The organism is Limnochorda sp. L945t (genome assembly GCF_035593305.1).
Lineage (GTDB): Bacteria > Bacillota > Limnochordia > Limnochordales > Geochordaceae > Carboxydichorda > Carboxydichorda subterranea.
The window spans coordinates 408,813-421,500 of the sequence record NZ_CP141615.1; the positions used below are offsets into that span (position 1 = coordinate 408,813).

9 protein-coding genes and 1 pseudogene are annotated in these 12,688 nt (G+C 71.4%); 6 read left to right on the plus strand and 4 right to left on the minus strand.

Annotation, left to right across the window (positions count from 1 at the left end; genetic code table 11):
* Positions 1 to 9: 9 nt before the first annotated feature.
* Complete coding sequence (locus U7230_RS01950) at positions 10 to 2,889, minus strand: phosphodiester glycosidase family protein (RefSeq protein ID WP_324717067.1); 2,880 nt, start codon at positions 2,887 to 2,889, stop codon at positions 10 to 12.
* A gap of 205 nt (positions 2,890 to 3,094) precedes the next feature.
* Here U7230_RS01950 and U7230_RS01955 point away from each other — a divergent pair, with 205 nt between their 5' ends.
* Complete coding sequence (locus tag U7230_RS01955) at positions 3,095 to 3,913, plus strand: HAD-IIA family hydrolase (protein WP_324717068.1); 819 nt, start codon at positions 3,095 to 3,097, stop codon at positions 3,911 to 3,913.
* A gap of 9 nt (positions 3,914 to 3,922) precedes the next feature.
* On the opposite strand, the gene U7230_RS01960 is transcribed toward U7230_RS01955, so the two are convergent.
* Both U7230_RS01960 and U7230_RS15365 read right to left on the minus strand, forming a co-directional pair.
* On the minus strand, positions 3,923 to 4,600 hold the full coding sequence (locus U7230_RS01960; RefSeq protein ID WP_324717069.1) for an extracellular solute-binding protein: 678 nt from the start codon (positions 4,598 to 4,600) through the stop codon (positions 3,923 to 3,925).
* Positions 4,601 to 4,618: 18 nt separating this feature from the next.
* Positions 4,619 to 4,783: pseudogene (locus tag U7230_RS15365) on the minus strand (RING finger protein); the annotation flags it as partial.
* A 71-nt stretch (positions 4,784 to 4,854) separates the two neighbouring features.
* On the opposite strand from U7230_RS15365, the gene U7230_RS01965 reads away from it, so the two are divergent.
* Positions 4,855 to 6,024, plus strand: a complete 1,170-nt coding sequence (locus tag U7230_RS01965; RefSeq protein ID WP_324717070.1) for a class I SAM-dependent rRNA methyltransferase — start codon at positions 4,855 to 4,857, stop codon at positions 6,022 to 6,024.
* An 80-nt stretch (positions 6,025 to 6,104) separates the two neighbouring features.
* On the plus strand, positions 6,105 to 7,484 hold the full coding sequence (locus U7230_RS01970) for a hypothetical protein (RefSeq protein WP_324717071.1): 1,380 nt from the start codon (positions 6,105 to 6,107) through the stop codon (positions 7,482 to 7,484).
* A gap of 7 nt (positions 7,485 to 7,491) precedes the next feature.
* Here the strand turns inward: U7230_RS01970 and U7230_RS01975 are convergent, their stop codons facing one another.
* Positions 7,492 to 8,670, minus strand: coding sequence for a glycosyltransferase (locus tag U7230_RS01975; protein WP_324717072.1), 1,179 nt, complete (start codon positions 8,668 to 8,670; stop codon positions 7,492 to 7,494).
* Between the two features lie 248 nt (positions 8,671 to 8,918).
* Between U7230_RS01975 and U7230_RS01980 the strand changes: the two genes are divergently transcribed.
* From U7230_RS01980 to U7230_RS01990, 3 genes are all read left to right on the plus strand, one after another.
* On the plus strand, positions 8,919 to 10,754 hold the full coding sequence (locus tag U7230_RS01980) for a 2-oxoacid:acceptor oxidoreductase subunit alpha (protein WP_324717073.1): 1,836 nt from the start codon (positions 8,919 to 8,921) through the stop codon (positions 10,752 to 10,754).
* Positions 10,751 to 11,662: a 2-oxoacid:ferredoxin oxidoreductase subunit beta gene (locus tag U7230_RS01985; RefSeq protein ID WP_324717074.1), complete on the plus strand. Its 912-nt coding sequence runs from the start codon at positions 10,751 to 10,753 to the stop codon at positions 11,660 to 11,662. Before U7230_RS01980 ends, U7230_RS01985 begins: the two co-directional genes overlap by 4 nt.
* Before the next feature lie 432 nt (positions 11,663 to 12,094).
* On the plus strand, positions 12,095 to 12,658 hold the full coding sequence (locus U7230_RS01990; RefSeq protein WP_324717075.1) for a MarR family winged helix-turn-helix transcriptional regulator: 564 nt from the start codon (positions 12,095 to 12,097) through the stop codon (positions 12,656 to 12,658).
* Positions 12,659 to 12,688: the final 30 nt, after the last annotated feature.

Sequence of the window (12,688 nt, forward strand, 5' to 3'; positions counted from 1 at the left end):
CGCCTCCTCTTAGATGGAACCGCCCTTCTGGGGATTCTCCGGCGCCGGCGGCGCCCCCTGCGCTGCAGGGCCTGCTGCAGAGAAGGGGGCCGGTCGCAGGGGCTCGGCGGCCGCTTCCTCGGAGAGCCGGGCCTGCGCCGCCGGCAGGAACTCCCGCGAGGCCGCCACGCCCGCGCGGTCGATCCGGAGCACGACGACGGGCCCGTTCTGGCGGACGGGGGGTAAGGAGAGGAAGTGCACGCCGTCCACCATCCGGTGATCCCACCCGTCGCCCGCGTAGAGCACCCACGTCTCGAGGCCCTTGCCGGCCGTGGCGGAAAGCCACGCCGCGAGCATCTGCTCCTCACGGCCGGCCCCCGCGCGTAGAGGCGATCGGCCGGTCAAGACCAGCAAGCGCCGGATCCGGTCGTTGACGGCCCGCCGGATCTCGGCGGCCACCCACTCCCACGCCACCGTCTCGGGGTCCAGGACGATGAAGCGGCTCTCGCCCCGGGTGGCCACTGCGCCGGGCCATCCGAAGCCGGACGCGGAGCCAGGCCGGCGGTGCGCTTCGTCCCAGGCGGCCGGAATGGCAGCCACCGGAAGCCCCGTCTCCAGCAGCCAGCCCGCTTCGACCTCTGCGGGGTCGTCCGGGGCAGGAGGGCGGAGCGCGGCGAGCACCAGGGAGGGATGCTGGTCCACCAACCACGAGATGAAGCCCGGCAAAGATGCCGGAGGGGGCAGGCTGCCGAGGGCGACTACCCGTACCGCCTCGGAGCCGGACGAGCCAGCGGTCGTCGAGCGCGGGGCAGGGGCTCCAGCTGCCGGCCGGCCGGAATCCTCGGCGGCGGGGGGCGGCGCTTTGACCGGCGGAACCGGCCCTGCCACCGGGCCCGTTTCCTGCCGGGAATCCGCGCCTGCCGCCGGCTGCTCCTTGTGTGGCGGCGACGGAGCCCACCGGATGGCGACCCGCACCCGCAGGTCGAGGTATCCTGCCTCGAGAGCCGGCTCCCCGGAGGCGCGCGAGGGCCGGGCGGAGAGCATCCCACCCTTGACGCCACCCTCGGCTCCGCCGCTCACCCAGAAAGTGATGAGGTTGGGATCGATGGGGGCCCGGCGTCCCTGGGCATCCACGACGACGGCTCCCAGCGGCACCGGCTCGCCCGGGGGCACCACCAGGGGGTCGGGCTCGACGCGCAGGGCGACGGGCGCGCCGATGACCTGTACCGGGATCTCCGAGGCGGCCGCCTGCATGGCGGTACCCGGCTGTACCACGGGAACGAGCGGGTCGCCCGTGCCGAACAGCGTGCCGGAGGCCCCCCACAGGCGGGTGCCGTCGGTCCTGAGCGCGACGATCCGGCCGTTGCCCGGCCGAAGCCCCACGAAGACCCCCGGCTTCGGAAACAGGCCCAGGTCGGGAGGATCGACCGTCCACAGGAGTCCGTCTGCCGAAAGATCGTACGGGTAGACCTCGAGGGGCGCAGGCACGCCGGAGGCGGTCACCAGGCCTGCCGGCGCGATGGAGTACGCCTCGATGGCCGGCGCGGGCGGGCATACGGCGGGTCTGAGGACGAACAGCCCGGGGGGACCGGCGGCACCGGGGTCGTAGAACAGCCCGAGCGCGGCCGGCACCGCCCGCTCCCCGCCGTCCGAAGGGCGGTTGACCACCGCCAGCGGCGGGCCTGGCGCGGCCTGGGCGCCCTCGGTCGCTCGGCTGCCCGGGCCGATACGGGCCACCAGCGTGGTGGAGCCCCCGCCGTCGAGGTTGATGGCGTCGGTAGCGCCCAGGCGCTGGAGCCACCGGGCCAGTTCGGCCACGTCGAGGCCCCGGCTCGTCCAGTGCCGCCCGTCGACGGCGGCCAGGATGACCCGGCGGCCCTGCCGTCCCACGCCGATGGCGCTACGAGGTTGACGCGTAAGGGGATAGCCCGGCTGGCGGAGCTCGAGGAGCGGCTGACCGTCCTGCAACAGGACCGAGCCGCCCGAAAGGGCCGCGTAGATGGTACCGCCCGCCGGGGGCGACGGGCGCAGGGAGGAGCCCGGCACCACCCCGGCCTGCCAGCCGAAGCGCTGGCCTGCCCTCAGCCGGGCCTGCAGCCGGGTCGCGCCGTCTCTCCACCCCAGGAGCACGAGCTCGCCCGGGCCCGGAGGAGCCTTGGGCACGCCTCTGCCCACGGCCACTACCGTCCAGGCGTCCCCGGGACCTCCTCCCGGGCGCTCCGCGCGCAGCCGGGCGAAGGCCACCTCCTCGGGGCCCCATCGCACGAGCGGGAGGGCGGCCGTACCCCAGTGCTCGTCGTAGGCCCCGACCTGGCCGGGAAGGAGCGCAGGCTCGTTGAGGGCGTCGACCTGAAGAGCGGAAACGCTCGAACCGGTCCCTCCGGTCGCACCGGGGCCGGGCAGGGGCCGAAGGGCCCCATCGAAGGCCAGCATGCCGATGGCGGCCCGCAGCCCCTCGCTCGTCCGGAAGAAGACCGCCGACGGCCGCCCGGACGGGTACGGGCTCTTCCACACCTGCTGGCCCTTCACCACGACCCCGGCAGGGGCACCGGAGACGCCGGCGTGGAAAAAGTCGCCGTTGATGGCGGCCAGAGCGCCGGCCCTGCCTGCCAGCTCGCTGACGGGCTCGAGGTGGGTCAGGGAAGAGGAGGCGAGCACGTCCGCGCCGACTCCGGGCACGTCGAGGTCGGCCACGACGGCGAACAGATCGAGCCACCCGTCCTTGTCGAGACGCCGGACCGTGACGAGGGCGATACCTGGGGCGATGGGGGCCCGCCAGACCTGCTCGTCGACCGCCTCCGGCAAAAGGGCAGACGTGCTGGCCGGTGAGCCGGACGCCGCGGACGGCTGCCCCGCTATCAGGGCCCACGCCAGCACCGCCACTTGGAGCACGTGCGCTAGCCGTCGCAACGCATCCGGCACCCTCACGGCAAACCCTCGTGCCATCGATGGTCCGGGCTTCGCCAAATGGCCTCGCTTTCCTCTGTTTCCCTACATGGTTCGGCTCTGGAAGCTCCAACCTTGACGCCCCGACTCCCTTCGAGGGGAAGGCGCTCCTCCTCCCGAAAGTGTGCCCGTCGCCCCGGGACACCATGGGAAAGGATGTGGGCGCGAGGTGGCAGCACCGGCCTGGATCGTGGACCTGGACGGCGTCGTGTGGCGCCAGGGGGAGGCGATCCCGGGCGCGGCCCGCTTCTTCGAGGCGGTGCGCGCTCGCGGCCAGGCAGCCGTGGTCGTCTCCAACAACTCGGCTCCTACCGTGGAAACCTACCTGGAGCAGCTGCGGGCGATCGGCATCCCTTTGGAGCGCCACCAGGTGGTCTCCTCCGGCATGGCCGCCGCCCGCTACCTGGTCGACCAGGGGATCCGGGAGGGCGTGCTGGCCGTCGGGGAAGCCGGTCTCTTCCAGGCCCTGCGCGAGGCGGGCATCGAGGCTCTGCCCGCCGGGCAGCCCGTGGGTATGCCCTCCGTACGGTTGCAGGCGGTAGTGGTCGGCATCGACCGGTCGTTCACCTACGCCAAGCTGGAGGCGGCCTGCCGGGCGATCCGGGCGGGGAGCCGGTTCGTCGCGACCAACCCCGACCTCACCGTGCCTGCGCGGGACGGGGGCGTGGTGCCGGGTTGCGGCGCGCTGGTGGCGGCCGTTGCGGCGTGCAGCGGGATGCGGCCGGTGGTGGTCGGCAAGCCCGAACGGCCGATTCTGGAGCTGGCCCTTGCCCGGCTGGGGGTGCGGGAGGGCGAGGACCGTTCGCACGTGGTGGTGGTCGGCGACCGTCTCGACACGGACGTCACCTTTGCCCGCCGCGGCGGCTTGACGAGCGCCCTGGTGCTGACCGGCATCACCCGGCGGGAGGATCTCGACCGCTCGGAGATACGGCCGGACTACGTGTTCGAGGACCTGGGAGCGCTGGCCGAGGCGCTCGCCGGCGGGTGACCGCCTCTTTCAAAAGCCGAAGGGTCCGATGGGCCCGAGGCCGGGAGCGGCCTCCGGCGCGCGCGGCTCCCGGGCAGGGGGCGGCATGCGCTGCAGCAGGTAGGAGAGGAAGTCCCACGCCTGGTCCGGGTACCGGGTGCGGCTCGAGATGACCATGGCCCCGGCGCTGAAAGGATGGGGCAGCGCCATGAGCTTGCCGTCGATGCGCAGCGGCGCCAGCCTCCCGGCCGGCACGGCGCCCTTCAGCCCCGCCGGCGCACGTTGCCAGCGGGCCGTGAGGTCGAGCACGGCGCCGTTGCGGGCAAAGACCTCGAGGCGGTCGGAGCCCAGAGCGAAGACGTCCGGCGCGTCGCCGGCCGCCACCAGCACCACGAGCTTTTGATCGTAGGCGACGATGGGCGTCAGGTCGAGCTGGACCTGCCAGCTGGGGTGCGAGGCGTTATACTCGTCCACGATATGCTGAAGAGGCGCCGACTCGTCCACGGAGGCCCAGGTCATGACCCGAAGGTGCGGCACGGGGGCCGTGGCGGGGCGGGTCCGGCTGTAGATGAACGCGGCGGTGAGCGCCAGTACGGCCACCAGCGCGGCGGCCCAGGCCCCGAGGGCCGTGCGCCGGCGGGCCAGCGCCGCAGCTCGGGCCGCTTCCGACTCCCGGGGGCGGGAGGGGGCCCTCACCGCGACGGCCACCTGCCGGCATCCTTGCCGGGCGCACCCGCCGTGCGCGATCCAGCACGCGGCGTGATGGGGAGCGTGACACCGGGGGCATACGACGGCTTCGTCCCCCCGCTCGAGCGGGCGGCCGCACTCGGTGCACGGACGACCGACCCATTCGGAGCCGGCCGAAAGCTCGACCACGGTTTCCGTTCGCACGTCTTTAGCCTAGCACAGCTGGCCTCGGGCGTGGAAGCGGAGGGCCCGGGCGGGAAGGCGGGGTTGTCAGCGTGGCGGAGGTCGTAGTGGCACGGGGCAGGGAGGGACGGTTGGCCCGGGGGCACGTCTGGGTGTACGACACCCAGATCGCTCAAGTGGAAGGCAATCCGCAGCCCGGGGACGTCGTCGACGTCGTGACGGAACACGGGGCGCTCATCGGGCGCGGCTATTTCAACCCCCGTTCCCGGATCCAGGTACGGCTGCTGACCCGCGAGGACGAGCCCATCGACCGGGAGTTCTTCGCCCGCCGCCTCGACGAGGCCATCGCTTATCGCCGCCGCTTCTACCCGCTGGCGCAGGGCGTTCGCCTGGTCTTCTCCGAGGGGGACCGCCTGCCGGGGCTGATCGTGGACCGGTTCGCCGACGTGGTCGTGGTGCAGTTCTTGACCCTGGGCATGGACGCGCGGCGCAAGATGTGGACCGAGCTCTTGATCGAACGGCTCGAGCCCCGTGCCATCGTGGAGCGAAGCGACGTGCCGAGCCGGCGCCTGGAAGGGCTCGAACCCCGGGTGGAGGTGCTGTTCGGGGCGGTGCAGGGTCCGGTCGCCTTCGAAGAGAACGGCCTCTTGTTCGAGGCGGACGTGCTCGAAGGCCACAAGACCGGCTTCTTCCTCGACCAGCGCGAGAACCGCCAGGCGCTCAGGCCTCTGGCGCCCGGAGCGAGGGTGCTCGACGCCTTTGCCTACACGGGGAGCTTCGCCCTGTTCGCCCGGAGCTTCGGCGCCGCCTCGGTGACGGCGGTCGAGCAAAGCCACCACGCCGTGCAACGGGCGCGCCGGCAGGCGGAACGCAACCAGCTGGGCGACATCGAGTGGGTCGAGGCCAACGCGTTCGACGAACTGCGCAGGCTGGATCAGCACCAGGAGCGCTTCGACCTCATTATCCTGGATCCGCCGGCGTTCGCCCGAACGCGCCGCAGCGTGGAGGGTGCCTTGAGAGGGTACAAGGAGATCAATTTGCGGGCGTGGAAGCTGCTGGCGCCCGGGGGTTTTCTCGTCACCTGCTCCTGTTCGCAGCACGTGGCGCCGGACCAGTTCTTCGACGTGGTGGCGGAGGCCGCGGAGGACGCCCGGCGCGAGTGGCGGCTCGTCGAAAGCCGCACCCAGGCCTTCGACCACCCGATCCTGCCGTCGGTTCCCGAGACGCTCTACCTCAAGTGCATGATAGCGCAGGCCTTGTAGAGCGGTGGCCGGGAGCGACAGAGGAGTGGCCGAGGACCGGTCGAATGCACCCTAAACGCCGGACAGGGGAGACGAACGAGGTGGCCCCAGGCTACCGCGAGTTGCTGGAACAGTTGCAGGGCCTCACCCAGTACGACGGATTCCTCTCCGCTCTCGTGGACATCCGCGACTCCATGGTCTTCTACGACCGCGACCTGATGCTGGCGAGCTACACGGGGGCCGTGGAGGGACTCATCGTCTCGGCCCTGGCCAGCGCTTGCCTGGAGGGCGACCGGGAGGCAGGCGAGGCGTTCGACGAGGTACGGCGGATCGTGGACCAACTGCCCCAGCGGCTCGACGATCCCCAGGCCCCGCCCGACGTCGAGGCGGTGGTCGAATCTTTCCTGCGCGTGGGAGCGTGGATCCTCCGGGAGCGGGTGAGGTTGTTCATTACCTCGTTCTCCCGGTACGTCACCGACGACTACGACCCGGAGCAGCCGGTCGACGCACTCGTGCTGCGGGCGCAGCAGACGCTCGCACGCGACCCGGAGCAGTGCCTGGAGCAGCTGGGCGAGGTCGGTGCGCTCATGCTGCGAGGGCATCTGCTGCGCCGGCACTGGCTCGAGGTCGTCGAACCGCGCCTGCAGCTGTGGCTGGCGGGGCTGCGCAACATGGTCGGGCAGGTGGCGGCGACCTACCCGACTTTCCCGTGGCGCTCGGTGGACGAGGAGCGCCAGCGGCCGCACAGGCCGCCCGCGGTGGTCGATCTCCAGGCGTTCCGGACGCGCCGGTTCATGGCCCAGGAAACCTGGCAGTGGCCGGAAGGGGAGCAGCCCCAGGACGACGTCGACCGGCTCATGGAAAGGCTCTTCCAGGGCCCTCAGGCTCTGGATCCGCCGGCGCTGGAAGCGTTCGAGCGGCTGGGGGAGCAGGCCGTACCGTTGCTGGTGGCCGCGGTCAACGCTCGCCACCTGCTGGAGGCGGGCGGGCCCGACGTGCGGGCGGTGGTGGCGGCCATCCGGGTCCTGGCCCACCTGAGGCGCCACGAGGTGCTCGAGCGGTTGGTGGAGCTGGCCGCCGCCCCGGAGGTGCCCAAAGAGGTGGCCAGGGAGGCCCGGGAGGCGCTGGAGCGTCTGGGCGGCCTGGCAGTCGACGGGGTGAGCGAGTACCTGCGAAGGACCTCGGAGGTGCCGGCAGGCGGGGCGGCGCTGGCGCGCTTGCTGGCCCGCATGCCCCGCAGCGAGAAGACCTTCCGGACCCTGGTGGAGCTCTTCCAGCGGCTGCGATGGGAGGACGACGCCAAGGCGGCGGCTGCCGTGGCGCTGGCGGAGTACGGGGACGGGCGGGCGCTACCGGTGCTGCAGCAGGCGCTGCGTGATCCGCAGCTACCGGCGGGCCGGGTCCGGTGGGAGATCGAGGGGGCGGTCCGGCGCCTGACGGGGCATCGCTCGTCTCGCAGGCGCCGGGTCGCCAAGGGATGATCGGGGTTCATCCCTGCCCGGCACCGCAGGCGCGCGCACTCGTCAGGCGCTGGTAGAACTGCTCCAGCCGGGATACGGTATGCTCCACCCCGAACTCCCGGGACCGTGCCAGCGCGTGTTCTGCCAGCCGTCGGAGCCGGTGCGGTTGCTCCAGTAACCCGCGGGCGGCCTCTGCCAGGGCTTCGGGCCGGGCCGTTACCAGCAAGCCGTCCTGCCCGCTTCGCACCACGTCGGGGATGCCCCCGGCCTCGGGGGCGACGACGGGAAGCCCTGCCGCCATCGCCTCGACCGCGACCAGCCCCTGGGTCTCGGTGGTCGACGCGGTGAGGAAGAGGTCGGCCCCGGCCAGGTGGCGCGGCACCTCGGATGGCGCGAGCGGCCCCGTGAGGTGGAGCCTCCCGGCGAAAGGCGGCTCCGACGTCGCCGCTCGCATACCGGCGAGGAAGGGCCCGCCGCCCGCCACGACGGCGTGCAGGGCCGGAAGCTCCTCGAGCAGCCGGCGGAGGGCCTGCATGAGCATGTGCACGTTTTTCTCTCGGGCCAGCCGGCCCACGTGGATGACCACCGGCGCGCCGGCGGGAATGGCGAAACGGCCGCGCAGCCAGCTCCGGTCGAGCCCTGCGAAGGCGGACAGATCGATACCGGTGGGGATGGTCGCGACGTTGCCGACCGGCCCGTAAAGCTGCCGCACCAGCCGGGCGATGGACGGCGTCGGCGCGATGACGGCCGTCGCCTGGCGGCAGAAGCGGCCCACGGTGCGCAGGACGAGCGGGCGGGTCAGGCCTGCCGGCAACAGCGCGTAGTGGACGTACTCGTGGTAGAGCGTGTGGTGCGTGAAGACCAGCGGCACGCCGTAGCGGCGGGCCGTGCGCAGGGCGAGGGTGCCCGTCAGGAATGGGCTGTGGGCATGGACGATGTCGGGACGGTACCCCTCCGGCAGGCGGAGCGGGGCCAAAGGGATGACGGGCAGGCGAAAGACGCCTTGTCCGGGGACGGGCAGCGAGGGAAGGCGCAGCACGTACGCTCCTGTCGAATCGACGCCGGGCGAGCGGTAGCCGGGGTAGCCGGGAGCGACCAGGGCCACGCGGTGACCGCGGCGGGTCAGCTCTCGAGCGGTGAGCTCCAGGCTGCGCACGACCCCCGAGACGTAAGGGGTGTAGCTGTCCGAGAAGAAGACGATCGTCATGGCGATGGTCCTTCACCCGGAAAGGGTCGTTCAGTTTTGGGATCGCCTGTGCTAATATATCGAAGAGCCGATACGGCCCGGATGGCCACGCTTCGGCATCGTGGGCGCGGGCGACCCGCGAGAGGGGCCGGCCCCGCACGAGCCTTGCCGGGCTGGTGGGTCGGCCGCAGTATACTGCGCGCGGGGGGGCGCCGTCATCATGAATCGTTGCCCCGGGGGCAAGCCTCTGGAGGAGGGCCCGGAGGGGGATGCCGGCCGTGAGTGATGCGGTGAAAGCGCTCACCGTCGCTCGCCGCCAGGGGATGACCATCCGCGTGGCCGGTGAATCGGGCGAGGGGGTCATCACGGCCGGCGAGATGCTGACCTGGGCCCTGGGGCGGGCCGGATTGTGGGTCAGCACCTTCCGCACCTATCCGGCCGAGATCAAGGGCGGGCCGTGCATGTTCCAGGTGCGGTTCGACCGCCGCCCGCTGGACTCGCCGATGGGGCCCGCCGACGTCTTGATCGCGTTCAATGACGAGGCCGTCCAGCTGCACCAGAGCGCGGTGCGCCCGGGTGGGGTCATTCTCTACGATCGCCACGCGGACGGGTCGGTGCCGGAGGGGCTGCGTACCGACGTGACCGCCCGGTCGGTGCCGTTCGGCCAGGTAGCGGTCGAGCAGCTGCAAAACCGGCTCACCAAGAACATGGTGGCCCTGGGGGCCACCTACGCGGCGATGGATCTGCCGCTCGACTCTGCGAAGCAGTTCGTGGCGCGCCGGTTCGCCGCCAAGGGTGAAGAGGTGGTGAGCATCAACATCCGGGCGCTGGAGCTTGGGCACGCCCTGGCCCGGGAGCAGCTGGCGGGGCTCGGGCGGCTTGCGGAGCTCTCCGAGGAGGAAGAGCAGGCAGCCGCCGAAGCCGCCTCGACGGGCAAGCGGCGGATGATCATCTCGGGCAACCAGGCGCTCGCCATCGGAGCCATCGCAGGAGGGTGCCGCTATTACGCGGGCTACCCGATCACGCCGGCGAGCGACATCCTGGAGTACATGGCGGCCCATCTGCCCTCCTTCGGAGGCGTGGTCGTCCAGACCGAGGACGAGATGGCGGCGCTGGGTTCGGTGTTGGGCGCCTCGTTCGGAGGCGTGCCCGCCATGACGGCCACCTCTGGACCCGGGCTGTCGCTCATGGTGGAGCTCATCGGCCTCGGGGTCATGAGCGAGCTGCCGGCGGTCATCGTAGACGTGCAACGGGCCGGGCCCAGCACGGGCATGCCGACCAAGACGGAGCAGGGCGATCTCAACCTGGCCGTCTACGGCGGCCACGGGGATGCGCCGCGGGTCGTGATGGCCCCGGTGAGCGTCCGCGACTGCCTCGACGTCGGGCGGCGGGCGTTCGAGACGGCTGAGGCGTACCAGACGCCGGTCATCGTCCTCAGCGAGTTGGTGCTGGCGCAGCGCACCGAGAGCCTGCCCGTGCCGAGCGGGCGCGACATCCTGAAGCGCTTCAAGCCGCGCACGACCGCCGATTCGCTGGACGGCGCCGTCAACGGAGCGTACCGGCGCTACCGCCGGACGGAGGACGGCATCTCTCTGGCGGCGGTGCCCGGCAACCCGGCCGGGCTGCACGTCATCACGGGCCTGGAGCACGACGAGTACGGCCATCCGAGCTACGAGCCGGACGTGCACCGCGAGATGTCCCTCAAGCGGTGGCACAAGCTCGAGCGCCTGCGCCGGGAGGTCGAGTCCCGCCCGGACGGCTGGGTCGAGCGCTTCGGGCCTGAGCAGGCCCGCATCGGGCTGGTGGGCTGGGGGTCGACCTTCGGCTCAGCCCGTGAGGCGGCCCGGATGGCGGAAGCGATGGGGATTCCCGTCAAGGGGCTCTGGGTCAAGCTGCTCTCGCCGCTACCCGTCCAGATCCTCCAGGCGTTCGTGGACGGCCTGGAGGCGGTGATCGTGCCGGAGCTCAACCTCAGCGGCCAGTTCGCCCATTACCTGCAGGCCCGGGGCGTGCGGGGCCCCATCGTGCAGCTCACCAAGCAGGAGGGTCTACCGTTCTCGCCGGACGAGGTACTGGCCCGCATCCAGGAGGTGGCTTCGCGATGAGCGTGCTGGAGACCGAGGTGCTCCCCCAGCTTCCGCAGGGGGTTACCCTCAAACCGTCCGATTACAAAGGCATCAAGCCGGTCTGGTGCCCTGGGTGCGGCGACTACGCGATCCTCAACGCGCTGGTGCAGGTGCTGGCCCGCAACCGGGTGGATCCTTCCAAACTGGCCATCGTGTCGGGGATCGGGTGCTCGGGGCGCTTTCCGGCGTTCGTGAAGAGCTACGGGTTCCACGGGGTGCACGGGCGGGTGCTTCCGGTGGCCACGGGGCTCAAGCTGGCACGCCCCGATCTCACGGTGCTCGCCGTCGGGGGTGACGGAGACGGCTTGGCCATCGGCATGGGCCATCTTCCCCACGCGGTGCGCCGCAACGTCGATCTCACGTACCTGCTCTTCGACAACCACATCTACGGGCTGACCAAGGGCCAGCCGTCGCCGACGACGGAGGTGGGCCACAAGACCCACGCTTCGCCTTTCGGGGTGGCCGAGTACCCGCTCAACCCGCTGGCGCTGGCCCTCATTGCCGGGGCGACGTTCGTGGGGCGTGGCTTTTCGAGCCATACCAAGCACCTCGCCGACCTCATCGAACAGGCGATCCGGCACCGGGGCTTCAGCTTCGTGCAGATCATGACGCCGTGCGTCACCTTCAACGACATGTACAAGGTCTGGAAGGAGCAAGCCTACGAGATCGGGCCGGATCACGACACGTCCGACTTCCAGGCGGCGCTGCACCTGGCGACCGCGGCCGAGGGCCTGCCCATCGGCATCTTCTACCAGGCAGAGAAGCCGACCTATCTCGATCGCCTGATTGCGGGCGTCAAGGAGAGCGAGCGTCTCAAAGAGGCGCGCCGCTACGACGACGAGGCCGACGCCGCCGGGCTGGATAAGCTCCTGGAACGCCTGCAGTGACGAGCGACGGGTGAGCCCGGCGCCGCGGACGTCGGGCTCCGCGGCGGCGTGGGGATGAGACGCGATGGGAGGCCGGGCCGGCGGGAGCGTCTGCCGGCCCGGCGTCGCGCTCGCGATGCCGCCCCCCGGCGTCGCGCCGCCGGGGGGCGGGCCCGGACCTCAGTGGCCGCCGGTGAGCAGGCGCAACAGCAACCCCAGGAGAGTAAGGAAGCCGGCGACTGCGAAAAAGGCGCGCATGCTGACGCCGCCCGGAGCGGATGCCTGCTTGGACATGGGTGCTGCCTCCCGGCACGCATGATGGTCGCCCCCATTATACACGAAAAGCCCACGGTTACGGGCTTTGCTTGACACCCGGGGGGCCCGGTGATAGCCTTTAACCAGGTTAATTCTTGCGCCAGGGCTCCAGGGCGCCCGGGGCGAGGTGCTGGGACGATGTGGCCCGTGACGGTGGTGGCCAATCGGCGGGGCTCCATCGAGATGCTCGCCGATTTGTTCGCCGAAGTGATGTTCGACGTGATCACGACGCGCACCCTGGCCGACGCAGGTGCGTATCTGACCGTTTCCCAGCTCGAGTGTCTCAAGTACCTGCAGCGTCATGGCTCGTGCTCGGCGGCGGAGCTGGCCGACGGGCTGCACATGACGCCGCCCGCCGTGACCAAGCTGGTCGACCGGTTGGTTCGCAAGGGCTTGGTCACCCGCAAGGAGCGGGCCGACGATCGGCGGTCCGTGGAGATCGCGCTGACCGACTCCGGCCGGCGGGCGGTGGAGCGGATCCGCGAGCGGCGCAGCCGGATCTTCGAGATGATCCTGAGCCGTATGAGCCCGGAAGACCAGCAGCAGCTCGAGCATGCCTTGCGGGCGTTCTTGGCCGCAGGGCTCAACGATACCGCGGTGGTAGAGGCCCTTTGCCTGCGGTGCGGCGACGAGAGCACTCCCGATTGCCCGCTCATCGAAGCCTACCGGGATCTGACCGGGACGCCCCTTCAGTGCCGCTGACCTGCCGGGCAGGAAAGGCCCCCTTTTCCG